Below are 23,908 nucleotides of genomic sequence, written 5' to 3' on the forward strand. Positions count from 1 at the left end.
CCCGTGGGAGGGCGGGTCCCTGCTTTCAAGGAGGTACCATGAAGAAATCCGTGTTTATGGAAGAGATGGACGCGTTCACCTATCGCGACAAACTCGCCGGTGATGCCGTGGTGTTCATCCCCGTGGGCGCTCTCGAGCAGCACGGCAGCCACATGGCCATGTGCGTCGACGCGGCGTTGACGCGCGATATGGCCGGCGCCACCGCCGAGGCCCTGGCCGCCGACACGAACGGTGCCCTCCAGGGCATCGTGTGCTCGGCCATCAACTTCGGCTACCGCTCCCAGCAGCGCTCGGGCGGCGGCTTCCACCTTTCCGGCACGACCTCCCTTTCCGGCACGACCATCATCTCGCTGGCCCGTGACATCTGCTACAGCCTCATCGAGGATGGCGCCCGCAAGATCGTGTTCATGAACGGCCACTACGAGAACTACCAGTTCATCTTCGAGGGAGCCGAACTCGCGCTGGAGAAGGCATCGGCCGAGGGCATTAAGGACGTGAAGATACAGCTGCTGTCCTACTGGGACTTCGTGGACGAGGCCACCATCGAGGCGCTGTACCCCGACGGGTTCACCGGCTGGGATCTGGAGCACGCCGGCGTTATGGAAACTTCGCTTATGCTGCTGTTCCACCCCGACCTGGTGGATATGGATCGCATTGACGACGACCTGTACACCGGACTTCCTGCCGAGCTGCCCAACTACGATGTGCTGCCCATTGTGGCCGACTACACGCCGCCCTCGGGTTGCCTGTCGCACCCCGGCGCTTCTACGCGCGAGAAGGGCGAGATCCTGCGCGATGTGGCCGTGCGCAACATGGTGGCTGCTATCGAGAACGAGTTTGCCGGAACAGGTGATTTCCATGAGAACTAGCGATGGCCCGGCTTCGGGCGGCATGTCCGCAGGGGCCGACCAGCCCCATGGCGACCTGAAGCGCGTCGCCGCCTCTTCGTTCCTCGGCAACTTCATCGAGTGGTTCGACTACGCCACCTACACCTACTTCGCCATTACCATCGGCATCGTGTTCTTCCCCGAATCCGAGGTGAACTCCACGCTTCTGGCCTTCGCCATCTTCGCCCTGGCCTTCATCTTCCGTCCCTTGGGCGCGATGTTCTGGGGCAACATGGGCGACAAGAAGGGCCGCAAGCAGTCGCTCGCCATTTCCGTTTTGCTGATGTCCGGCGCTGCCTTCCTCATCGGGTGCTTGCCGTCGTATCAGGCCATCGGCATTGCCTCGCCTATCCTGCTGCTCGTGCTGCGCAGCGTCCAGGGCTTCTCGGTGGCTGGCGAGTACTCCGGCGCCGCTGTGTTCTTGGCGGAGTACGCTCCGCCTGAGAAGCGTGGCCGCTACTGCTCGCTTGTGCCGGCCTCGACGGCCACGGGCCTGCTCGCGGGTTCCACGATGGCCCTCGTGCTGAAGATGGCGCTGCCCGAGGCCGCCATCATCGAGTGGGGCTGGCGCATTCCGTTTTTGCTGGCCGGCCCGCTCGGCTTCATCGCCCACTACATCCGCACCAAGCTGGAGGATTCCCCGGCATTCAAGGAGATGGAGAAGGAGAACAAGGAGGCGGCTCATCCTACGCACCTCGTGTTCAAGAAGTACCGCAAGCGCCTTCTGTCTTCCATTGCCGCCACCATGGTAAATGCCGTGGGCTTCTACCTGGTGCTGACCTATCTGCCTACCTATTTGACGAGCTACACCGCGATGGAGGCCTCCCAGGCCCAGCTGGCCACGGATATTGCGCTTGTGGCCTATCTGTTCATCATCTTCGGCGCGGGCACCTTGTCCGACAAGGTGGGTCGTCGGCGCATGCTGCTCATTGCGTGCGGGGCGTTCATCGTGCTGTCCATCCCGTGCTTCCTCATGTTGGGCACGGCCGCCTTGCCCGTTGTCATCGTCGCCGAGCTCATCATGTGCGTGACGCTGTCGCTTAACGATGCCAACATCGCCTGCTACCAGGCTGAGATGTTCCCCACTGAAGTGCGCTACACGGGCGCTGCTTTGGGATCGAACCTGGCCTACGTGGTCTTTGGCGGCACGGCGTCGTTTGTGGCCACGGCGCTTATCGATGCGACCGGCAACGGGCTTATGCCGGCCTTCTATATGATGACCATCAGCGCAGTCGCTGGAATTATCTTGTACTTCACGGCCCATGATTATAATGGGGTACCCCTGGATGAAATCGAGTAGTTGGTTGGTTGATGCTGGCCCTGTGCCCTCTTTTGGGGTCAGCTCCCTCTGAGGTGCCGACTTTCGACGCTCTCCAGGCGGCGCGCGTCCTCGGTTTTCTGGCGTTTACCGAGGCGCGCTTCGGGACCCTGCGGCCTGCCCTGGCTGCGGGGTCCTTTTGCGTGAAGGCGTGCTTCGGCTCTTGGTTGTGGGAGGTTTCAGGATCGACTGCGGTTCATTGACGCATCTTCCATTTCATTCTGCGCGGCCCAGTGTTACCCTAGGGGCGTTGCCTCGGATGCGGAAGAAGGGAAGGGATGCGCGGTGGCGGCGGTGAGCCCGGGAGTGTACAAGAAGGTGCTGGCGGTGCGACAGGCCTATTCCTTCGATATCGCGTGTCTGCTCATGCGTTTCTTCGGATCCATGCTGAACATCGGCGTGGTCACCATGATCACGCTGTCGGGCTACTCGTTTCTTACGGCCGGCCTCTCCTCGTCGCTTATCGCGCTGTCCATTTTCGTGGTGACGCCGCGGGTGTCCAAACGCATCGACGAGCGCGGCCAGTCGGCCGTGGTGCCCAAGGCCGCTGCCGTGTCCCTGGCTGGCTTAGTCATTCTTGTGGCGAACGTGGCGCTTCATGGTCCGGCGTGGCCCCTGTTTGTCGGCGCACTGCTCGTTGGGTTCTATCCGAGTCCTCAGGCGATGGCTCGTGCGCGGTGGACCTACCTCATCCGCTCGGGACGTCTGGGCGAGGCGGCACCCGATCTGCGCACGATGTTCTCCTACGAGAGCGTGCTCGACGATGCGGCGTTTATCTTCAGCCCATCTATTTCCATCGCTCTGGCAGCGGCCATCTCGCCGGTGGCCGGCATGGTGACCGGCGGCGTTGCCTTTGCCGTGGGCGTGGTGCTGCTGTGCGCCTCCCGCTCCACCGAGCCGGTGCCGGGTTGGGGCGACGGAGGCGCCGGTGCGGCGAGCGCGGCGGCCGAAGTGGAGGGCGAGCCGGCGGTGGTTGCGGAGCAGCCCCCTCGCAAGAGCTTGCTCGCCACGTCGGCGGCGGTACGGGTGCTGTTCGTTACCTACGCCTTCGCCGGCTCCTTTTTGGGCCTGTTCGACACAGCCACCGTGTCGCTGTCGGAAGATCTGCATAGCCCCGATTTCGCGGGCGCCGTGCTCATGGCCTCGGGGGCGGTGTCTATGACCATGGGCTTTCTCTTCGGCATGGTGCGCTTGCGGGCGCCCTTGCCCAAGCAGTTCGTGGTGGCCGCCTGCGCGGTGGGGCTGTCTTTCGGCACGATGTTTCTCATCGACTCGGCGCCTACGCTCATGCTCGTGGCGCTTTTGGGGGCGGCCACCTACGCGCCGCTGCTCATCGTGGCCAACAGCGTGTGCGAGCGAGCCGTGCCCGATGCGCGCCTTACCGAGGCTATTACTTGGCTGAATGCCGGCTACACCTGCGGGGCCGCCTTCGGGCCCACCGTGGCCGGCGCCATCATCGACACCTTCGGCACCATGGCCTCGTTCAAGGTGGGCACGGTGCTCTGCCTTGGCATGCCCGTTACGGCTATTCTGTGCTACCGCATCGTGAAGCGCAATATCCTGCCTGCCTACACCGTCGTGGAAGAGCGCGGGGCGGGGAAGTAGGACGGCCGGCTGTTGGGGTTCTGCGCTTTGCGCGGCGGAGCGGTTTCGCCGTCCGGCTGCCCGTCTGGCCGTCTGACCGCCCGACCGTTCTACTGTCCGGCTGTCCGAACGCCTGACTGTCCGACCTCCTGGCCGCCTGACCTCCTGGCCGCCCGGCGGTGTTGGGTCTTGCGGGGCTGCGTGCGTCCCTTTGCAGAAAAAATGACGGTTTTCCTACTGATTGCATGTCAGTAAGCCCTACCTGTCACAATGGGCACGTGGGTTTCTCAGCCGTCTGGCGACAGGACGCGCGCAAGGCGTTTTCGCGCGAAACGAGCTGATGAACGGTGATGAGGTCGGGGCGCGTGCCCCCAAGAGAAAGGATCGCCATGGATCAGATGAACTATCAACCGCAGGCGCCGGCACCCCCTGCCGCCCCGCCGCCCGCATCGCAGCCGGTGTATGCCAAGGGATGTCTCAGCGCCGCCTGGGAGGACATCAAGACGACGCCGGGCTACGTCGGCAAACTGGTGGTGCTCGGCCTTATCATGTGCGTGCCTATCCTGAACTTCGTGGTTGCGGGCTATCTGCTGCACTGGGCGCGCGAGGTGCCCTTCGGCGGCCGTACGCCCATGCCGCCGAAGTATGTGACGGGCAAGAACTTCGAATACGGCTTCTATGCCTTCGTTATCGGTCTGGTGGTGGGTATTGTCGTCAGCGTGGCAGGAATGATCCTGGGCTTTATCCCGCTGCTCGGTGCCCTTGTCTCGTTGGCGCTGAGCCTGGCCGGTGCAGTGGCGGCGAGCCTCATGCAGATGCGCATGATCATGGGCTACACCATCGGCGACGGGTTCGCCGTGAAGGACCTGTGGGCGGTGGCTCAGCGCAACTGGGGCCAGCTGCTGTTGGTGACCCTCGTGCCCGGTGTAGTGGTCGGCTTCATCGTGGCGGTGGTGTCGATGGTGGTCTTGCTCTTCGCTATGCTGCTGGCCATGGGCGCTGCGATGCCGATGGCCGTTTCCGCCTCGGCGGCGTCCGATCCCTCCTTTGGCGAGGTAATGGGTCTGCTTGGTGTTATTGCGGGACCGACCCTGTTCGCAGCGCTCATCGTGTACGTGCTCGCCTGCTTTGCGGAGGCGCTGGCCTCGACCCTCACGATGCGCGGCCTCGGCCATTGGGTGGCCCGCTACGCCCCCGAGTGGACGACGCTTGTAGCGCCGGTGCCGCCGACGTATCCCACTACGCCCGCTGGTCCGCAGAATCCGGGCGTGCCCCAGTAGTGCTTCATGGCGAGATCGAACCGCCGACTTTTTCGCTTCCAGGGTTGGGGCGGGCTGGCGTGAAGGCCTTCCGACAGGTTTTCAGCAGGATCAGCCGGTTTTCGGCAGACGACCTGCGCAGATCGCGACCCGCTTCGCATTGATGCATAAAATGGGTCGATTTGTGCGGGTTGTCTGCATGGTTTGCCCTGATTTGTACAGATTCTCGATTGTAGAACGGTTGAAATCTGCACAAATCACGTCTTTAGGTGCATCGATGCAAGATGGAGTTCGATTCGTGCGGTGTAGGTGCATCGATGCGAGATGGGGCTCGATTCGCGCGGCTTCGATACAAGTTGGGCCCCGATCTGCCAGTTCCGATGCAGGTCGGGGCCCAACTTTACGCAGGGGCGTGCTTAGTTCAAGCCGATCTCCAGCGTCTTGATGCCGAAGGGGCACCAGCTCGTGCCGAAGGATTCCTCCATGGGGCCGCTGATGTACTTGATCTGGCGCCCGATGAGACTCTTGCCGTTGTCGTCGAGGCCCGATACTGCCACGGCAAGCGTGGTAAGACGGAAGTCCGTGCCGTTCAGCTTCAGCTCCACCGGCTGGCGCAGCTTCAGCACGAGCTGCACGTTGCCATCGGCATTGTCGGTGGCATTCTTGTTGCTGTATTTGTTGCCCTTGGCGAGATTGGCGGCCTTCTCCACCTTCTGGATGGTGCCGATGGCCGGTGCCGAGCTCGCCTTCTTGTCGCCAAGGGTAACGGTGTCACCGTATTTTACCGTGCCCAGCTTGATGGGATCGTTGGCGGAGGCTTCCACGGCGGCTTGGGCCCGGGCCTGGGCTTCGGCTGCTGCGGCATCGGGGATCTCGTCGCGCTGGTAGTCGATCTCGCCGGCGTCGGCCACGGAGACGACCCAGCCAGCCTCGGGCGACCAGGCCACGGCCAGCACCACATCGCAGGTGCGCAGCTCGTTGACGGTCGTGCCGTCCTCCTTCTTCTCCTCGATGGTCTTGGACAGGCTCACGGTAATGGGGCCGCCGTCGATGGTCAGCTCAGAGGTGGTCTTCACGATGGTGGCCTCGGCGATGGCCTCGCCGTAGGTGGCATCGTGGGCCATGAGGTGGTCGTCCAGGTCGGCTAGAATGTCGCTTGCGTTCGCGGAGGCCAGCGGCGTGGCAGTCGGCTCGCCTTGGGTCAGATCGCCGGGAACCCATGTCTCACCTTCGACGGAGTAGTCGAAAGGCAGCGTGACGGGCACGGTGATCTCGATGCCCTTGTTCTTGAATGTGGCCGTGGCGGTGGCGGTGCACTGGACGACCTGGTTGCTGGAGGCCCCCAGGTTCACCGGCTCATTCACGACGATGTCGTTGAACTTGGGGCCGATGAGGGCGTCCTGCGGCACGTAGGCGTACTTGGAGATGTCCGGCGGGTCCATGGTCACCTCGTCGAAGGCGGCCAGCACGCGGGCGTCGGAGAGGGGCACGCGCTGCGCATCGCCCTCCTCGGTGCTGACGCGATGGCTGAAGGTGCCGTTCGTGAACAGGAACGCGGCCACGCCTGCGCACACGAGCGCGCAGATGAGAAGCCCGATGACGATGGCCAGGCCGTGGCCGTGCTTGACGTTTTGGGCCTGCGCCTCGCCGACGGTGCCATAGGCCTCCTCGGCGCTTTGGGCAGCCGGGTTCTGCTCGGCACTTTGGATGAAGGCGGCAGCCGCTTCGCGGGCGGCGTTCGAAGGCGCGGCAGACGGCCCCTTCTGCGGATCTATATCGGTCATAACTCCTCCTGAACCTTGGAAGGGCGCGAGGAACCGCGGCCCTTAAGGGTGCATTGTACTCGACAAGGGTGCTCTTGGGCTAGAGCGTGGGCCCATCTTGCGGCGGACTTTTCCGCAGATTGTTGGCAATAACGGCGCAGATGACCATGAGCAGTCCGTTGAAGACGAGGGAGGTGGGCACTCCGGCGCCGGTGGCGTAGCACAGCCCCAGGCCAAGTACGGTGGCCACGAGTCCGGCCAATGCCGTGGTGTACAGGGCTCCAGCCCGGCGCTGGTTGCAGGAGGCAGCCACGCCCAGCACGCCGGCGGCGATGGTGACGCCCTCGGCCGCGATGGCCGCAATGCCGAAGACGGCCGAGCCAAGCGGCAAGGAGACCTCTGCGGCCCCTCCGTCGGCGAAGGCCTGGTAGACGATGGCGATGCCAGCGACGCACCCGATGACGCCGCAGAGGCCGAGGAGATAGGAGAAGGCGCGGAGATAGCGCATGCCGATGGGGGTCTGCCCTGATGTCACCGCGGCTCCTTTCGTCGGATGGAGGCCCCGTGATGCCCCGTGCGGCGCTGCGGTTTCAACTTGGTGGCAGCTTGCGGGCATGTTGTGGGCTTGGGGCCTGAAGATGGAGGTCATGATACCATAGTGCCATGGATTCGACGCTTCTCCAACAAACCCCCTTGCAGCCCGATCCCGGCATTGGTAGCGGGAGCGGTAGCGAGCGCACGCCTTGGGGCCTCAAGGTGTTCGGCGTGCTGCTCATGATAGGCGGTGTTTTGCTCATTCCGCAGGCGGTCGGCGTCGTCGTAGCGATGGTGGAGCTGTTCGCCGGTGGAGCCTACGGCGACGACTCGGTGTTGACGGTCATCCTCTCGCTCGTGCTGGCTGCAGCTGTGTGCTTCGCCATTGTAGCAGGGGTGGTGCTCGGCGTGCGCCTTGTGCGCGGCCGGCGTCGACGGGCGCGGCTCATCGCCGAGTCCATGGCCATCGCGCTTGCTTTGGCCTTTGCGAGCGACCTTATGCTCTACGGGGTGAATGAGGGCTTGTGGCTTTTAGGCGCGGCGGCCCTCATCTTGGTGGCGGCCCATGTCGCTGTGGATCCGTCGCTGTCCGACGAGCGCGAGCTGCAGCGCCGGCTGCGCCTCATGGAGACTCGCGATGAGCTGGAGGAGGGAATCCTCGGCCTGGACAAGTCGGGCGCGGGTTTCATCGAGCTCGACTTCTTCAACCTGTTCTGGATCTTCGTCATCGCCAGTGTGGCCGGGGTGGTGATCGAGTCCATCTACCATGTGCTCGTGGTGGACTTCGGCCACTACGAGGATCGCGCCGGGCTTCTGTGGGGCCCCTTCTCGCCCATCTACGGCTTCGGGGCGTTGCTTATGACGCTTGCGCTCAATCGGTTCCACAACGCTCCCGTTCCCGTGGTGTTTCTGGTGAGCGCCCTTATCGGAGGGGCCTTCGAGTACTTCGTCAGCTGGTTCATGGAATATGCCTTTGGCGCGGTGGCCTGGGATTACACCGGCACTTTCCTCAATATCAACGGGCGCACCAATTTCATGTTCATGTGCATGTGGGGCGCACTCGGGGTGGTGTGGGTGAAGTTGGCCCTGCCGGCGCTGCTGCACACGGTGAACCTCATCCCCTGGCGCTGGCGCTACTCCATCACGGCGGTGTGCGCCGCGCTCATGATTCTCAACGGCGTGATGACGCTCGTGGCGCTCGACTGCTGGTATTCCCGCTTGGCGGGCGCGGCGCCCGACAATGCGCTCGAGCAGTTCTGCGCCGAGCATTTCGACAACCAATGGATGGAGCACCGCTTCGAGTCGATGAGCATCGACCCGGGTGCGGCCCACCGGTCCTCCTAGGAGCGCACGACCATGGTAGACGACCCGTACAAGGTGCTGGGGGTTGCGCGCGACGCCTCTCCCGACGAGATAAAGAAGGCCTACCGCAAGAAGGCCCGTGAGAACCATCCCGACCTGAACCCCGATGATCCGCAGGCAGAGGAGCGCCTGAAGAAGATCAACGAAGCCTACGACCGCATTACGAACCCTGAGAAGTACGCGCGGGAAGACGCCCGGCGCCGCTACAGTGCGCCCTACAACCCCGGCTATGGCTGGGGCGGCCCGGGAGGCGCGGGCGGCAACCCCTTCGCCGGCGGCGCGGGCGGTGCGGGCACGGGGCCGGGCGGCTACCAGTACCAGTGGGTGGAGGTGGATTGGGACGATATCTTCAACAGCTGGGCCCGGGCGAGCTCCATCCCACGGCCCGAGGTGTCGGCCACCGATTCGGCCGAGCTGCGCCAGGCGGTGCTGTTCATCGATGCGGCCAACTACAAGGCCGCCCTCTCCGTGCTGGCGGCTCTGCCCCTGACCGAGCGCACCGGGCGGTGGTACTACCTGGCGGCTTTGGCGAACTACGGGGCCGGCAACGCCGTGGCCGCTGTGGACCAGATTCGCGCCGCCCGCAAGGCCGAGCCCACCAACGCCGACTACCGCCAAGCCGAGGCTGTCATCGGCGCACGGGCCCGGGCCTACCAGCAGGAGAGCGAGCGGCGAGGCTTCTCGGCCGGATGCGATCCCTCCACGTTGTGCTGCTGCGCCGTATGCGGTCCCACCCTCTGCCAGCCGTTTCTGTGCTGCCTGTAGGGGCGTGCTCTCGAGCTGTTTTCCCTGTGTTAAGATGAACGATTGACTGAAATGTGCGCCGCCTTCGCGGCGCTTCCCGTGTGAGGAGGTTTTCGTGCCCCAAGCGACAGATTGGGCCGACGTCCGCGTGGTGGGCATTCCGCGGGCGCTTCTGTTCTACCGGTTCGGCGTGCTGTGGACGACGTTCTTCGAGGGCATCGGCCGCACCGTCGTAGTGAGCGACGCCACCGACAAGGCCATCGCCGACGAGGGCGAGCGCCTGTCGGTGGACGAGTGCTGCTTGGCGTCGAAGGTGTTCATCGGGCATGTGGCGAGCCTTGTCGGTCGCTGCGACGCCGTGTTCGTGCCGAGCTATCCCACGGGCGACCATCGCGCCGGCTTCTGCACGAAGTTCCAGTCGGCGACCGATATGGTGAAGAGCACCTTTCGCGATCAGCACCTGCGCGTTGTCTCCTGCGAGGTGCGCGACGCCCGCAAGATGAAGGACGTGCGCCGTCCCTTCGAGGAGATGGCCGCGCGCATGGGGGTGTCGCCCCGCGACGGGCGCCGGGCATTCAAGGCGGCCTGGGATGCCCAGGAGGCCCACGACAAGGCCCTCTCCGATGCGCAGGTGCGCCTCATGCGCGCCCTGGACGAGCGCCGTGCGGCTGCGCGCGGGGCCGCCGGGGGCGCGGGCGCGGCTTCGGCCGACGCGGCCCCTCTGGGCATCCTCGTGGTGGCCCATCCCTACATCACCCACGACCCCTACCTGTCGGGCGCGGTGGTGGACGCACTTTCCGACATGGGCGCTACGGTGGTGCACGCCGACGCGGTGGACCATGACAAGGCCTACAAGAAAAGCTTCGAGTTCTCCGATACCATGCCGTGGCTTATCAACCGCGAGCTTATCGGGGCCATCCTCATGCTGGAGGATCACATCGACGGCATCGTGCTCATCAGCGCGTTCCCCTGCGGCCCCGACTCCATGACCGACGACGCCATCATGCGCTGCATCCAGGGCACGCCCATCCTGAACCTGATGATCGACGCGCAGTCGGGCACCGCCGGCGTGGAGACCCGCGTGGAGAGCTTCGTCGATATCCTGCGTTTCCAGCAGAAGGGAGGCTACGTCCGTGGCTAAGCCCCAGACCATGATCGAGCAGGTGCGCTCGAAGGTGTCCGTCGAGCGGGAGCGGCTGCGGCCGCCGAGCCTGCACGCCGATCGCAAGGCGGCCAAGCGCGCCCGTCACAAGGCCAAGCACCACAAGTACACCAAGGCGGCGTTCTTCCGCTACTGCTACTACGACCCGGCCTTCAAGTTCTTCTGCGAGCAGGTGCTCGACGTGGACTACCTGCCCCTGCCCGAGGCCACCCGCACCGCCAGCGAGGTGGGCGTGCAGAATTCCAGCGACTACGTGTGCACCCCCTTCAAGCACATTCTGGGCGACTTCGCCGAGGCGCTCGATTTGGGGGCCGACATCCTCATCCAGTTCGGCGGCCCGTGCCGGCTCGGCTATTACGGCGAGCTGCAGGACTCCATTTTGCGGGACATGGGCTACGACTTCATCATGCTGAACTTCGCCCATGGCATCGAGAAGGGCTATATCGGCTGGGCCAAGGAAGTGCTGAAGACCGTGAACCCGGATGTGGACATTCCCCACGGCGTGGTACAGATGAAGGCTCTGGCCCGCATGATTGCCCATCTGGACAGTCTGCGCGACTTCTATCTGGCCAATGCCGGCTTCGAGCGCGAGCGCGGGGCCTTCGACGCCGCCTGGGCGCGCGCCATGGACGCCATGCGCGCCTGCGCCGACGAGCGCGACATCGCCCAGGCCTATCGCGACGCCATGGGCGAGATGCGCGCCATTCCGCTGGACAAGCCGGCCGATCCCATCCGCATCGGCATTGTGGGGGAGATGTTCACCGCCATCGATGAGCGCAGCAATCTGGGGCTGGACCACAAGCTTGTGGCCATGGGCGTGGAAGTGCACCGCATGCTGAACTTCACCAACCGCTATCTGCGCTACAACGAGCCGAACCTGCGCGTGGGCGCGAAGGACTATCTCACCTACGATATGGGCCCCACCTCCACCTTAACGGTGCTCGCGGCGAAGAAGTACGCCGAGGGCGGCTTCGACGGGATCATCCACGCGAAGTCGGCGGGCTGCACCCCCGAGATCGACTGCATCCCGGTGCTGCAGAAGGTGAGCGAGGACTTCGCCGTGCCCATTTTGTACCTCACCTACGACTCCCAGACCTCCGATACCGGCCTGGACACGCGCCTCGAGGCGTTCTACGACATGCTCGCCATGAAGAAGGAGAAGAGAAAATGACCAAGGCTTACTTAGGCATCGACATCGGGTCCATTTCCACCAAGGGCGTCGTCATCGACGAGAATCGCACCATTATCGCGCGGTCGTATCTGTGGACCGAGGGCAACCCCACCGAGGCGTCGAAGAACGTCGTGCGCGAGCTTGAGGCCCAGCTGGCCGAGGCTGGCGACGACTTCCAGATCGTGGGCGCGGGCACCACGGGCAGCGCACGGCGGCTCGTGGGCGCCATGCTGGGCGCCTCGGTCATCAAGAACGAGATCACGGCCCATGCCGTGGGCACCACCTATCTGCATCCGGATGTGCGCACCATCCTCGAGATCGGCGGCCAGGACTCCAAGATCATCTGCGTATCGGACGGCATCGCCGTGGACTACGCCATGAACACCCTGTGCGCCGCGGGCACGGGCTCGTTTCTGTCTTCCCAGGCCCATCGCCTGGGCGTGGAGGTGGAGGAGTTCGGGGACGTGGCCCTCACCTCGAAGAAGCCGGCGAACATCGCCGCCCGCTGCACCGTGTTCGCCGAGAGCGACCTGGTGCACAAGATCCAGGTGGGCTACGCCCGCGAGGACATTATCGCGGGGCTCTGCAACGCCGTGGCGAGCAACTACCTGAACAACGTGGGCAAGGGCAAGAAGATCGCCGCGCCCGTGGTGTTCCAGGGCGGCGTGTCCAAGAACGCCGGCGTGGTGCACGCCTTCGAGGAGCAGCTGGGCATGCCCGTGGCGGTGGACCCGGACGGGCACCTCATGGGCGCCTTCGGCGCGGCGCTTCTGGCGGCCGACGCGGGCCCCATCGAGGGTGCCGAGTCGGGCCCGTTTGCGAGCGGCACCTTCGACTTCGAGGCCATGCTCGACTTCGACTTCAAGACCCGCGAGGTGGAGTGCAACAAGTGTGCCAACCACTGCGAGATCATCTGCGTCTACCGCGACAAGGACATCATCGACAGCTGGGGCAACCGCTGCGACAAGGGAGCCGTGAAGACCACGGCGTAGGGGCGGCTGCGGGAGGGCGGCGGGGCCGTTGTCCGAGCCCCCGCTCCGCTGTTCGCCTTCGGCTCAGGCGCTTCGCTCCTTCATGCTTTGACTGGGTGGTCTTCGACCACCCTTTCTTTTTGGCGTTCAGAGGCCTCGGCCAACGGCCCCGCCGCCCTCCCGCATCTTCTCTCGTTGGTTTCCGCCGATTGCGAAGAGGCCGCTTGCCGAGCGGCCTCTTCTCTTTTTCGGGAGAGTCGATAGCATCAGAACATTCGCTTTTTTCACGGACGAGACGAGAGAGGTTGGACGAGCATGGCTTTAGGCGTGGAGAGAAAAGAATTGGTTATGGTGGGCGTGCTTTTGGTGGGCGTGCTTCTGGCGGTGTTGAACCAGACGCTGCTGTCGCCGGCACTGCCGGCCATCATGAACGACTTGGCGGTGGACGCCACCACGGTGCAGTGGCTGACGAGCGGCTACTCGCTCGTGGAGGCGGTCGTCATTCCGCTGTCGGCCTACTTGATCGGGCGGTTCAGCACGCGCCAGCTGTTCATCTCGGCGTTCGCGCTGTTCACGGCTGGCAGCCTGGCGGCGGCTATTGCGCCCAACTTTTGGGTGCTGCTGCTGGGCCGCGTGTTGCAGGCGGCGTGCACGGGCATGTCGATGCCCATGGTGTTCACGGTGATCCTGCTCGTGTTCCCTCGCGAGAAGCGCGGCACGGCCATGGGCGTTATCGGGCTCATCATCGGCTTCGCCCCGGCCGTGGGCCCCTCTGTGGCGGGCCTGCTGGTGGACTCGGTGGGCTGGCGCGCCTTGTTCGGCGTCGTGACGGCGCTGTCGGTGGTGGTCATCGTGCTGGCCGTGGCAGTGCTGAAGAACTACGGCGACTTCGCCCGCGCCCCCTTCGACAAGCTGTCGGTGGTGCTGTGCACGGTGGGCCTCGTGTGCCTGCTCTACGGGCTTTCCACCTTCGCCTCCACCGATAACATGATCGTCACCGTGGCGCTCATGGTAGCGGGCTTGGTGCTGTGCCTGCTGTACGTGCGCCGCCAGCTGAAGCTGCCCGAGCCCATGCTGCAGGTGGGCATCTTGGGCACGCGCAAGTACGCCACCTCGGTCATCATTATCGTCATCGTGCAGGCGGCGCTTATGGGCACGGGCGTCATCACGCCGCTCTACATCCAGGGCGTGCTCGGCTTCTCGGCTACCATGTCGGGCGTGGCCATGCTGCCCGGAGCGCTTATCGGCGCCTTCATGGGCCTCGTGTCGGGCCGCATGTTCGACCGCTTCGGCGTGCGCCGCGTGGTCATTCCCGGCGTGATCGTGGCGGTGCTGGGCGCCTCGGGCCTGGTGCGCCTGGGCATCGACAGCGGATTCATCACCCTGACGCTCACCTACACGGTGCTCGTGGTGGGCCTGCAGTTCACCATGACGCCGCTGAACACCTGGGGTGTGAACTCGCTGCCCAACAGCGTCATCCAGCACGCCCAGGGCGTGTCGAACACCCTGAACCAGGTGGCCGCCTCCATGGGCACGGCCGTGCTCGTGTCCATTTCCGCGCTTGCTCCGGCCGTGGCTCCCGACGCCCCGGCGCTGGAGCAGTCGTATCTGGGTGACCACATGGCCTTCATCACCACCTTCGCGCTGATGTGCGTGGCGGCGCTGATCATCCTGTTCTTCGTGCGCGACAAGGCGCGCACGGCCGGGGCCGTAGCCGCGACGGCGGCCGAGCGCGGCCAGGAGCCCGTCGACTACGCTGCCGGCTTCGACGGCGTGACCGTGGACGCGACCGAGGGCGATGCCCTCGATCCGGATCACACCTATACAGCGGCCGAGGTGATGAACCGCGAGCCGGTGTGCGCACGGGACACCGCTGCCATGGCCGAGGTCATTCGCCTGATGGATGCCAACCAGACGAGCGGCCTTCCCGTGGTGAATGCGGCAGGCGATCTGGTGGGCTTCGTGTCCGACGGCGACGTGGCGAGCTATCTGGGCAAGACCGAGATCGCGCTGTTGGACTCCACGCTGCTGAACGGCTACCGCTACATCGATGACGAGACCGAGGCCAGCCGTCTGCGCGACCTTCTGGCCTTGAACGTCATGGCCGTGGCCACCAAGCGCGTGATCTCCGTGGACGCCGCCACGCCCGTCGACGAGGTGTGCTCGCTGTTCGCCGCCAAGCGCATCAAGAAGGTGCCCGTGGTGCAGGACGGCAAGCTCGTCGGCACCCTGTCCCGCCGCAACATCATGCGCTCCCTCGTGGAGGCCATCGACGCTTTGGAGAAGTAATTAGGAGAGCCTCTCAGCCCCTCTTTTTCACCTGATAAGCCCCGCTTTCTTTGGAAGGCGGGGTTTTTGCCGCTAAGTCAAGGGGAGTGTGCTATCCTGTGTCCCGCCAAACAGTCTAATACTACGCTCCCGCAAACACGGGTTTGCAGAAGGGTGTCTGCCCTCCCTGCAACGCGTGTTTGCGTGGTAAGGACTGTTTGGCGACATTGGGTGGACACCCTTCTCCAAGCGGTCGATATGCACTACCGCGATGCGAGCTAAGGATCCGCCCTCGGGTATTCGAGAGAGGATCCAGAACATGGTCGCCGCTTCTGCTTCTGCTGAGGTGCTTTCGCCACAGCGCTCAGTTCAAGATGCTCTGGCTTCGTATTATGGGCTTCGACAATACGTTGCACTCAGGCGTTTCGTTGAAGATGCTACTTCCTGCGTGTTTGCCGACAGAGAATTCCAACGAGCATTCAATGCTCTATATCGTGTGCGTCGGTCAGCGTCTTGGCAGGCAGCATTCTATGGCATCTTTCAAGAAGCGCGAACTACCCGTGAAATCGGTTTTCCCACGTTGCTGCATGAGGTTTACGAGAAAACAGGACGCGTTGAAGTATCTTTCGTGAGCAAGATGCTGGCAATGCTCGATGACGATCAGCCCATTTGGGACAGCCGAGTAGTTCGCCTGCTGAACGCAAGCGGCTATACCCATCTTGCGATTCCCTCTCACTATGCCAACTGTGCTGTGCGGCTTCAGGCGGCTGAGCAAAGCTATGCCGATTTGCAAAAGTTCTACCACCAGTTCTTGGCCAGCGACGAGGGCGGTGCTTTCATCGCTCAGTTCGATGCGCTTTTGCCGCGTTATGTGCATATTTCTGCAACGAAGAAAGCCGATTGCCTCCTCTGGGGAAGTGAGGCGTTGGAAAGGGAGCCACAGATCTGATGGATGATCTTGGTTGAGAGAAAGAGAGGTTAGCATGAGTGACAAGGTGAGGGCGACGAAGTTCCTCAAAACCGAAGATGAGGCAAAACGTGAGTGGTTGAGTCTCTTGACCGATGACCCGCATGTTCCTATCGATGTCGCTTACAAGGCCACGTGTGAGATCCGCCGGGAATATTATCCTTATGCAGACTATGACATGGTTTGCGCAGCAACCTGGACCGCGACGAGCATTAATGAGCACGAAGAAGAGTACCAGGTCGCCCGGGAAGAAACGGTCTATATTGACTATCGTGGGAAAGAGCACAAGACAGGAGGATGTGACTTCGAGAATATAGCTGGAGTACGAGAACCTGTAAAGCGTTATCGGCAGCCTCTTTCCCGAACAGTTTATGATACAAAGACGCGTACGGTGGTCGATGCGGTTTGGCAGAGTGACGGAGATGTCGGTCCCCTGAAGCTCATGCAGCGCGTTGCCACATGCGAGCTTCCGTCGCTCGATTGGGCGGCTCATTTCGAGAGCAATCAATTTATCGAGGCGGATGAAGATTATCTCAATGATTACCACCTCATGCCAGAGACGGTTTCGAAGGCTGATGCCCAGGAACGTGCGGAAAGCGAGTCTCTTTCGGACATGGCCCGATATGCTCAAAGGGACGTACCCGGTGATAGGTTCGAGGACTTTTCCCTCTGTTCTTTTAATGTTCGGGAAAGCACGAGATCCGATTTTCTTCTTGGTGTATATCACGTAGTCTATCAGTACGAAGGAGAATCTTACGAGTGTTTCCTCAGCGGCGGAGCCGCCGAGGGCGATTACCTATTCGGTCCTCGTCCTGTGGATGATTCAGTCAAGGAGCAATCTGAAGCGCTCGATGAGGTTCTTTCGAAGAATAGCGGCTGCTCGCGAAAGACCCTGTTTCTCTTGGCTGTTCCCGTGCTTCTCATTGCCTCTTGGCTCTTCTCGCTGCTGGGCTTCCGTACCCCATATGTGGCAGAGGACTATCTTGAGTACTCTATATTGGGGGCGATATCCATCTCTCTTCTCATCGCGGCGGTTTGTTGCGGAATGCGCTTTGCGCTCATGCAGATGACCTCCAATAAGATGAAGAAGGAAAAAAAGCAGTTTGAGTCCGATGGCCAACTTATGAGAAAGCAAGTGCTGGAGTTGGTGCAAAACGATGCAATTCCCGAAGCTGATAAGAAAAGCACCATTGAGCGATGGCTGACTGACCATTCGGGCAATGTGTCCATGAGCCGCGATCTGGTTGTTTCGACCATTGGAAAGCAGAAGAAGCAAGTGCGTTTACTCAATATGGTGACAATTGCGGCGATCGCAGTTGTTCTCGCCTTTGGCATTATTTCTGGCATAGTGGCATCCTCGAATCACATTGCTGAAGAGGAGCAGATAGAAGCCGAGCGTCAGTACCGGTATGAAAACCATTTCAGTGGCGGCGAAGATGATTCTTCGGTTGACCTCCAGTATCAGCCATAACCCACGACTCTTGCGAAGAAATCGGCGGTGATGGCTATGTCCTCTTTTGTTATAGAATGCCCACGGTGCGGAAAACCTGTGAAGGCGAATAAGGGTCTCTTTGCAAGCAAGCGTATTCTGTGCTCTTGCGGCCATACGATCAACGTCAAAAGCGAGGCGCTTGCGTCGCGGGAATGTCCCCAATGTGGCAACACTTTTGTCTATGACCAGACAAAGGGAAAAGATGCTGTCTGTCCCGTATGCCATACCAAGACGAGCGATTTCGCAACGGGGCAAAGGTTGGCAACGTTTTCTTGTAAACAATGCGGGGCCCAACTGTCGGCCGCGAAAGGGGCCGCTCATTATGAGTGTCCCCTTTGCGAGTTTGATAATGATGTGCAGGAGCGTCTTGCGTCTAAGGCGGTAAAGAGCGAAGAGCTTGCGAGTGTCATCAAGTATGAGGGCGACAATGGCGCGTTTGTGTGGAAATCGCCTATCGAGGATTTTCGCTATGGCTCCCAGCTCATCGTGCATGAAAGCCAAGAAGCCCTTTTCTTCAAAGACGGTCAGGCTCTCGACTTGTTTGGGCCGGGACGGTACACGCTGGAAACCCAGCAACTTCCGCTTCTGGACAAGGCCTATGTGCTGCCGACGGGGTCTGAAGGCACGTTCCATTCCGAGGTTTATTTCATCAACAAGGTCGTTTCGATGGCCGTCAAATGGGGAACACCCGACAAGCTGCGATTCATCGATCCCCTGACGGGCGTTCCCCTTCAAATTGGAGCTTCGGGTACGTTGAACTTGCTCGTGCAGGACTCGCGGAAGTTGGTGGTGAAGATCGTCGGCACTATGCGCGGTGTTGCATGGGGCGACGATGCTGGCTTTGCCCAATCGCTCTCGGAATCGTTCCGGCCGCTCATTGCGAACGAGGTTAAAACACAACTCACCAAGATCCTTTATGAAGAGGCCATAGACATTCTTGAGATAGATGCCTACTTAGAACTTATCTCCCAGCGTCTTCGGAAGGGGTTGCTTCCCGGGTTCGAGGAATACGGTCTGACCATTCCCCAGTTCTATGTCACCAATATCGTCTTACCCGAGGATGATCCTCATTTCAGACGAATCAGAGAGCTGCATACCATCACGCTGCAAACGCGGTTGTATCAGGCTGAGGCCACCGTGAAGGTCGCACAGGCTCAAAGTGAGCAGCAATACCGGACGGCTGAGGAGCAAAGCCAGGCCGCTATCGAAGCTGCGCGTCGCGAAGCAGTACTGCAGCGGCAGCTCACCGAAACCGAAGTGTTGAGGCGGGAGGCCGAGAGAACGGTTATTGCCGCTGAGGCTGAGGCAAAGGCGGTGAGTCTTGCCGGTCTGGCTGAAGCCGAGGTTATGAGGGCTCAAGGTTACAACGAACGTGATGTACTCCAGGCTGAGGTGCAGAAGGCCTATGCGGCCGGTATCGGAAACATGGGCTCTGTCGGAGGCGAGACCGGGGGTGGTGGCATCACGGGCGACATGATGGGTGTTGGCATCGGCCTTGCCATGGCGGGGGCCATCGCTCCACAAATAGGTAATGTCATGCAGAACATGAATCCGCAGAACGGTTTTGCTGGCAGAGGGGCATCGTTTGCCTCGCCATCGGCGAGCCTTTGGGATTGCTGTTGCGGGCAGCGGGAAAACATGGGCAATTTCTGCAGTAACTGCGGTCGGAAAAAGGGAGAGAACGATGAAAGTTAAAACTGCTCTTGCTGTCATCGCGGTTGCGGCAGTGTTCAGTCTCGTAGCCTTTGCAGTTCCCTTTATGCGAAATGAAGGATTTTGGATTGCCTATGGGTTCGGCATGATTGCTATTGCGGCACAGCTCTATTTTTTCCAGAGCGCTTTCTTCAGGCCGGGGACGTCGGCGAAAAGCAGAGTCTACGGGTTCCCTGTTGCGCGTATTGGTGTCATTTATTTGGTCGTGCAGTTTGTGGTCAGCGTCGGCGAGATGCTCCTTGCTGGCCAGGTACCGCTTTGGGTTTATCTTGTGCTCAACGGGGCCACTCTCGCTTTTGTGCTGGTAGGTGGTCTTGCGGTAGAGACGGCGCGTGGTGAAGTGGAGAAGCAAGATGCTCGGGGGAGGGCTGATACGTCTTCTATGCAAAAGCTTCGCATAGAAGCTGAGGGTCTGTTGTCCCGCTGTGATGATGCGGCCTTGCGGCAAGAGCTCTCGCAGCTTGCAACCGCCCTTAGGTTCAGCGACCCTGTTTCTTGTGAGGCGACGGTTCTGCTTGAGGGTGGGCTGGCGGCTGATATGCTGACGCTGCGATTTGCGGTGGTAACGGGCAATATTGCATCCGCAAGTATTGTGACGCAAAGGATGCTCGCCAATTTAAAAGAGCGAAACAACCTCTGCCGTCTAAGCAAATAACGTCGAAGCGTGCGGCAATACAGAACGGACGGGTTAAACCATGCCGATTTTGAAATGCAAGATGTGCGGCGGAGATCTCGATGTGACCGAGGGCGCATCGGTGTGTCAGTGCGGGTATTGCGGTACAAGCCAGACCGTTCCGAGTGCAGATGATAAAAAGAAACTGCGCATGTTCGAGCGCGCTGATAGCTTGCGCCGATCCTGCGAGTTCGATGCGGCGCTTAGGCTGTATGAGGGCATTATCGCCGATTTTCCCGAAGAAGCGGAGGCCCATTGGGGCTTGGTGCTTTGCCGCTACGGTATTGAGTATGTTGACGATCCGGCATCGGGGAAGAAGATCCCCACATGCCACCGCGCATCCTTTGAAAGCGTGCTTGAATGCGATGGGTATCGGCAGGCTGTTGTCCACGCCGATGCCGTGGCGAGGAGGGTCTACGAGAGCGAGGCGACGGAGTTAGAGAGGATTCGTGCGCAGATTGCGGGCATGGTGGCGACAAGCGATTCCTATGACATCTTCATCTGCTACAAGGAGTCCGATGGCGATGGCGGCAGAACCGAGGACAGCGTCATCGGCCAAGAAATTTACGATGCTCTGTCAGAGCGTGGCCTTCGCGTGTTCTTCTCCCGTATCTCACTTGAGGACAAGCTGGGAAATGAGTACGAGCCGATCATCTTCTCGGCGCTGCATTCAGCTCGAATCATGCTGGTGCTCGGAACGAAGAAGAAATACTTCAATGAGGTGTGGGTCAAGAACGAATGGCTGCGCTTTCTCAAGCTGATCGAGCAAGGCGAGAGAAAGACTATCGTGCCCTGCTATAAATACCTCAGTCCCGAAGAGCTCCCCAAGAAGCTTGCGCGATTGCAGGCGCAGGATTTGGGGAAGTTGGGGTATCTGCAAGATTTGGTGCACGGCGTTACGAAAATTGTCGGCGTCCGTCAAGAAAGGGCCTCGACGATCAGCCCGGTTGCCGCTGGTCCTGTGGCCTGCGGCGCATCGGCACTTTCGCAGCGAGGGAATATGGCCCTCGAAGACGGGGAGTTCGAGAAGGCGGATTCCTTTTTCGAACGAGCGTTGGACGCCGACCCGTCTGACGGTTACGCGTATTTGGGCAAATTTCTGGCGGCGAGACGGATTGCCTCGCTCGATGCGTTGAAAAATGACATCGTTGCTTATGAGGGAGATAGGAATTTCCAGAGAGCCATGCAATTTGCGAGTCCCGAGCTGATTCGCGTGCTTGCCGCTGCGATTGAGATAAATGATGTTAATGTTGCCGCGGCGAAAAAAGCTGAAGAGCTTGCGCGGCGCAAAGAACAAGAGGCAAGGAGGCGGAGGCGAGAGCTCGCGGAAGCGAAAAGGAAGTACGAGGCGGCTTGTATAGCGGTTGAGGCTGCCATACAAGAAGAGCTGGCACCTCTCGTCAATGCCATTATGGAACGGCATGAGCCGGAAATAGCGACGATCCGCGAACAGATAGGAGCTCTTGAGTCTTCGGTTATGCAAGAGAGGGTTCAATTGCAGATGGAGATTTCGCAGCTAAAACGGCAGAGGGCGTCGCTGCCTCTCTTTGATGTTCCTCGGCGTAGAGAGATCGATACTCGTATTGGCTGGGCAGACGAAAGAGTGAGAGCCCTCGACTCGACCGACGAGGCGAGGGAGGGGCACCGCACTCGGCTTAATGAGGCGCTCGCAAAGCGGGATTCGGAGATTTCGGCTACTGAAAACAGCGTGCGCAAGCGTCACCCCCTGCCAACTCTGGCAGAATTTGCTGCTACAGTTGCCTGAGATTGCGTGATCTTTTATGTGGCGCGGTGCTTAGCGCCAAGACGGTGTTTGCATCTTGGCAGTGGCAAAAGGGGATCTCCACTAAACTGTGAGCTGTCGAGTGTTTGGCGCATAATAGAAGCTGTTTAGTGAGGAGGAATCGGGGAGGCCAGTTCCCGGGCTTCTATAAGATAGGGGGAGGGCTTCGACGGTGCCGGGCGCGCCAGCATGTTCTGTTGCGACCCAGTGAAGCCCGGGCAGAAGGGAGGCCTGCGAGAAGAACCACGTGGAGCTCAGGGAGGTTATTCCCAAGGGCGCAGATCGCGACCGGCTCACGCAGCGGGACGTGGCCGTGGCATACGGCCACGCGAACTCGTGCGGGCGGAGCGCATAGGCGATACGGGCGTCCAGCTTGCTCGTGCAAACTTCGCCGGGACCCGTGTCAGCGCGCCCAAAACCAAGGGCGCGTCCGGGCTGCTGGCACGAAGAGAGCCGGAGGCCCGTTCTTCTTGACGGCCCCTGTTAGGTATGTTATACGTATAACAATCTTGATAGGAGGTTGCGATGGCCGCGAACGTACTGGTAAGCGCGCGGGTGCCGCAGGCGAAGAAGGACGCTTCGAGGGGCGTGCTCGCCTCCTTGGGGGCGAATACGTCGGATCTTATCAACAGCGCCTTCGATTACCTTCTCGAAAAGCGCGAGCTGCCGGCCGCCGCCGCTCCTCCGCGGCCGAGCGGGGAGGAACTCGACGCGTTCCTGGCGGCCTCGACGATCGACGTCGACTGGGGAGGCGATGCGCCCGATGGCGACTACCGGGCGATCCTGAGGGACGGAAAGCGGGAGCGCTATGAATCTCTTGCTTGATACCAATGTGCTCATCGACTACCTGGGTCGCAAGGAGCCGTTCTTTCCCGCTGCTTAGAAAGTGGTCATCGCGGGATTTTTTGGCGACGCGCGACTGTGGGCTCCTGCCCAGTCCTTCGTCGATGCCTTCTACGTCCTGAGCCGTTACGTCGAACCGGCGCGGTTGCAGACTGCCATTGCGAAGACGCTCACGGTAATAGCCCCCGTCGATCTGACGGGGGCCGCCCTCGAACGGGCAGCCCATCTTGGCTGGGACGACCTCGAGGACTGCCTGATCGCGCTTGCCGCCGAGAAGACGGGTGCCGACTACCTCATCACCCGCGATGCCAAGGGGTTCTCCCGATCCGCCGTTCCGGCGCTCTCGCCCGATGCATGGGCCGCGCTCATGCGCGAAGAGCGGAGCCTCGACTACGGCGAGGCTCCGCTCTAGGGAGGCGACCGCCCTCCGCCAGGTCTTCTTTCCCTATGCGGCGAAAGCTGATCGGGGATGCGGCGAAAGTCGAGCGAAACCTGCCCGCGATCAGGTGTTTTATCGGGCCATCACCAACCATGGGTGATGGCCCTTCTGATGTCTCTCTCACCAATGAATTCCCCCTTTTTCATCAATAGCGGACGTTTCGGGGCCCGATTGTTTCTCGGTAGAGTGCAGGCAACGCACAAGAGGCGAGGAGAGCCCCATGAACGAGAACACGACGATAGACGAAGCGCAGGCTCGGGCCGCCGAGGCCGTTGCCGCCGATGTGGCCCGACCGGCCGAGACTGCCGAGGAGGTTGTCCATACCTATGCCGAGGTTCGCGCGGCTGTGACAGCCAATCGCGCGAACACGCTCGCCCTGCTCGGATGCTTGCGCGAGGTGCCCGAGCCGCGCCCCTTCCGCGAGGCCGAGGCGGCCATGGAAGGCTCGCGTGCCATGGCCCTTACCATGCAGAACCCCCATGCGCTCTATGCCATCTTGCTGAAGTGCGGAGCCGTGGAATCCATCCCGGTGCCCGAGGACGATGCTGCGATTGCCGAGGCGCCCGAGGACGATGCCGCGGCAGCCGACGCCGAGGCGGTCGAGGCCCATGCCGAAGTTGGCGATCTTCCCGACCAGCCCACCGACTACCTGCTGGCCATCACCGACCTGGGCCGGGAGGCCCTCGACGAGTTCGAGCCCGCCAAGCGCTTCGGCGAGCTTCTGGCCGGCGAGCCCGAGGGCTATCGCAGCGCCTACGATACGGTGCTCGCCTGCTGCGAGGAGGGTGCCTCCAAGGCTGCCATCGAAGCGGCGCTAGCGGGTCACCCCGCCCTCGCGTTTCCCAAACAGGTTTATCCCGGCTACTTCATCTCCAAGCTGGAGACCGTTGACGGTATCTCATGGGACGGTGTCTGGCGCACGACTGAGGCGGGCCAGCGCATGCGCGCGCTGCTGGCCTAGCCGCGCCACCGTTT

Annotated in this window: 20 protein-coding genes; 18 read left to right on the plus strand and 2 right to left on the minus strand. The window is 61.6% G+C overall.

Features of this window, described 5'->3' with window-relative positions; genetic code table 11:
- Positions 1–38 precede the first annotated feature (38 nt).
- The 4 genes from C811_RS14725 (at position 39) to C811_RS14740 (ending at position 5,069) form a co-directional block, all read left to right on the plus strand.
- Complete coding sequence (locus C811_RS14725; RefSeq protein ID WP_016310494.1) at positions 39–869, plus strand: creatininase; 831 nt, start codon at positions 39–41, stop codon at positions 867–869.
- 22 nt (positions 870–891) lie between these two features.
- Positions 892–2,187, plus strand: a complete 1,296-nt coding sequence (locus tag C811_RS14730) for an MFS transporter (RefSeq protein WP_022926683.1) — start codon at positions 892–894, stop codon at positions 2,185–2,187.
- A gap of 303 nt (positions 2,188–2,490) precedes the next feature.
- Positions 2,491–3,810 carry an MFS transporter gene (locus C811_RS14735; RefSeq protein ID WP_016310496.1) on the plus strand — a complete coding sequence of 440 codons (1,320 nt, stop codon included), beginning with the start codon at positions 2,491–2,493 and terminating at the stop codon, positions 3,808–3,810.
- Between the two features lie 368 nt (positions 3,811–4,178).
- On the plus strand, positions 4,179–5,069 hold the full coding sequence (locus C811_RS14740) for a DUF4013 domain-containing protein (RefSeq protein WP_016310497.1): 891 nt from the start codon (positions 4,179–4,181) through the stop codon (positions 5,067–5,069).
- 395 nt (positions 5,070–5,464) lie between these two features.
- Here the strand turns inward: C811_RS14740 and C811_RS14745 are convergent, their stop codons facing one another.
- Positions 5,465–6,832: a hypothetical protein gene (locus tag C811_RS14745; protein ID WP_016310498.1), complete on the minus strand. Its 1,368-nt coding sequence runs from the start codon at positions 6,830–6,832 to the stop codon at positions 5,465–5,467.
- 79 nt (positions 6,833–6,911) lie between these two features.
- Entirely contained in the window at positions 6,912–7,346 is a 435-nt protein-coding gene (locus C811_RS14750; RefSeq protein ID WP_016310499.1) for a hypothetical protein, read from the minus strand.
- 128 nt (positions 7,347–7,474) lie between these two features.
- Here C811_RS14750 and C811_RS14755 point away from each other — a divergent pair, with 128 nt between their 5' ends.
- From C811_RS14755 to C811_RS14815, 14 genes are all read left to right on the plus strand, one after another.
- Positions 7,475–8,689: a putative ABC transporter permease gene (locus C811_RS14755; protein WP_016310500.1), complete on the plus strand. Its 1,215-nt coding sequence runs from the start codon at positions 7,475–7,477 to the stop codon at positions 8,687–8,689.
- Between the two features lie 12 nt (positions 8,690–8,701).
- On the plus strand, positions 8,702–9,472 hold the full coding sequence (locus tag C811_RS14760) for a DnaJ domain-containing protein (RefSeq protein WP_016310501.1): 771 nt from the start codon (positions 8,702–8,704) through the stop codon (positions 9,470–9,472).
- 94 nt (positions 9,473–9,566) lie between these two features.
- Positions 9,567–10,592, plus strand: a complete 1,026-nt coding sequence (locus C811_RS14765; RefSeq protein ID WP_016310502.1) for an acyl-CoA dehydratase activase-related protein — start codon at positions 9,567–9,569, stop codon at positions 10,590–10,592.
- A complete protein-coding gene (locus C811_RS14770; protein WP_016310503.1) occupies positions 10,585–11,784 on the plus strand; it encodes a hypothetical protein in 1,200 nt (399 codons plus the stop codon). The genes C811_RS14765 and C811_RS14770 overlap by 8 nt, the downstream gene beginning before the upstream one ends.
- Positions 11,781–12,776, plus strand: a complete 996-nt coding sequence (locus tag C811_RS14775) for an acyl-CoA dehydratase activase (protein ID WP_016310504.1) — start codon at positions 11,781–11,783, stop codon at positions 12,774–12,776. The genes C811_RS14770 and C811_RS14775 overlap by 4 nt, the downstream gene beginning before the upstream one ends.
- A 306-nt stretch (positions 12,777–13,082) precedes the next feature.
- Positions 13,083–15,044 (plus strand): MDR family MFS transporter, encoded by a 1,962-nt coding sequence (locus tag C811_RS14780; RefSeq protein WP_035009693.1) that lies wholly within the window; start codon positions 13,083–13,085, stop codon positions 15,042–15,044.
- A gap of 298 nt (positions 15,045–15,342) precedes the next feature.
- Positions 15,343–15,972: a hypothetical protein gene (locus C811_RS16775; RefSeq protein ID WP_016310506.1), complete on the plus strand. Its 630-nt coding sequence runs from the start codon at positions 15,343–15,345 to the stop codon at positions 15,970–15,972.
- 34 nt (positions 15,973–16,006) lie between these two features.
- Positions 16,007–17,461, plus strand: coding sequence for a hypothetical protein (locus tag C811_RS14785; protein ID WP_016310507.1), 1,455 nt, complete (start codon positions 16,007–16,009; stop codon positions 17,459–17,461).
- A 78-nt stretch (positions 17,462–17,539) separates the two neighbouring features.
- Complete coding sequence (locus C811_RS16085; RefSeq protein ID WP_016310508.1) at positions 17,540–19,177, plus strand: SPFH domain-containing protein; 1,638 nt, start codon at positions 17,540–17,542, stop codon at positions 19,175–19,177.
- Positions 19,167–19,850, plus strand: coding sequence for a hypothetical protein (locus C811_RS14795; protein WP_016310509.1), 684 nt, complete (start codon positions 19,167–19,169; stop codon positions 19,848–19,850). Before C811_RS16085 ends, C811_RS14795 begins: the two co-directional genes overlap by 11 nt.
- Before the next feature lie 40 nt (positions 19,851–19,890).
- Positions 19,891–21,633 (plus strand): toll/interleukin-1 receptor domain-containing protein, encoded by a 1,743-nt coding sequence (locus C811_RS14800; RefSeq protein WP_016310510.1) that lies wholly within the window; start codon positions 19,891–19,893, stop codon positions 21,631–21,633.
- Between the two features lie 543 nt (positions 21,634–22,176).
- A complete protein-coding gene (locus C811_RS14805; protein ID WP_016310511.1) occupies positions 22,177–22,476 on the plus strand; it encodes a hypothetical protein in 300 nt (99 codons plus the stop codon).
- Between the two features lie 61 nt (positions 22,477–22,537).
- Positions 22,538–22,906 carry a type II toxin-antitoxin system VapC family toxin gene (locus C811_RS14810; protein WP_016310512.1) on the plus strand — a complete coding sequence of 123 codons (369 nt, stop codon included), beginning with the start codon at positions 22,538–22,540 and terminating at the stop codon, positions 22,904–22,906.
- Positions 22,907–23,153: 247 nt separating this feature from the next.
- On the plus strand, positions 23,154–23,894 hold the full coding sequence (locus tag C811_RS14815) for a hypothetical protein (RefSeq protein WP_016310513.1): 741 nt from the start codon (positions 23,154–23,156) through the stop codon (positions 23,892–23,894).
- Positions 23,895–23,908: the final 14 nt, after the last annotated feature.

Origin of the sequence: Adlercreutzia caecimuris B7, from assembly GCF_000403355.2 — a bacterium.
Classification (GTDB): Bacteria; Actinomycetota; Coriobacteriia; order Coriobacteriales; family Eggerthellaceae; genus Adlercreutzia; species Adlercreutzia caecimuris.

Excerpts from the sequence above, each read along its gene's own strand:
- C811_RS16775 (WP_016310506.1), top strand. The coding sequence starts at position 15,343 with ATGGTCGCCGCTTCTGCTTCTGCTGAGGTGCTTTCGCCACAGCGCTCA.
- C811_RS14760 (WP_016310501.1), top strand. The coding sequence starts at position 8,702 with ATGGTAGACGACCCGTACAAGGTGCTGGGGGTTGCGCGCGACGCCTCT.
- C811_RS14730 (WP_022926683.1), top strand. The coding sequence starts at position 892 with ATGTCCGCAGGGGCCGACCAGCCCCATGGCGACCTGAAGCGCGTCGCC.
- C811_RS14800 (WP_016310510.1), top strand. The coding sequence starts at position 19,891 with ATGCCGATTTTGAAATGCAAGATGTGCGGCGGAGATCTCGATGTGACC.
- C811_RS14805 (WP_016310511.1), top strand. The coding sequence starts at position 22,177 with ATGGCCGCGAACGTACTGGTAAGCGCGCGGGTGCCGCAGGCGAAGAAG.
- C811_RS14785 (WP_016310507.1), top strand. The coding sequence starts at position 16,007 with ATGAGTGACAAGGTGAGGGCGACGAAGTTCCTCAAAACCGAAGATGAG.
- C811_RS14740 (WP_016310497.1), top strand. The coding sequence starts at position 4,179 with ATGGATCAGATGAACTATCAACCGCAGGCGCCGGCACCCCCTGCCGCC.
- C811_RS14815 (WP_016310513.1), top strand. The coding sequence starts at position 23,154 with ATGAACGAGAACACGACGATAGACGAAGCGCAGGCTCGGGCCGCCGAG.
- C811_RS14775 (WP_016310504.1), top strand. The coding sequence starts at position 11,781 with ATGACCAAGGCTTACTTAGGCATCGACATCGGGTCCATTTCCACCAAG.
- C811_RS14725 (WP_016310494.1), top strand. The coding sequence starts at position 39 with ATGAAGAAATCCGTGTTTATGGAAGAGATGGACGCGTTCACCTATCGC.
- C811_RS14745 (WP_016310498.1), bottom strand. The coding sequence starts at position 6,832 with ATGACCGATATAGATCCGCAGAAGGGGCCGTCTGCCGCGCCTTCGAAC.
- C811_RS14795 (WP_016310509.1), top strand. The coding sequence starts at position 19,167 with ATGAAAGTTAAAACTGCTCTTGCTGTCATCGCGGTTGCGGCAGTGTTC.
- C811_RS14755 (WP_016310500.1), top strand. The coding sequence starts at position 7,475 with ATGGATTCGACGCTTCTCCAACAAACCCCCTTGCAGCCCGATCCCGGC.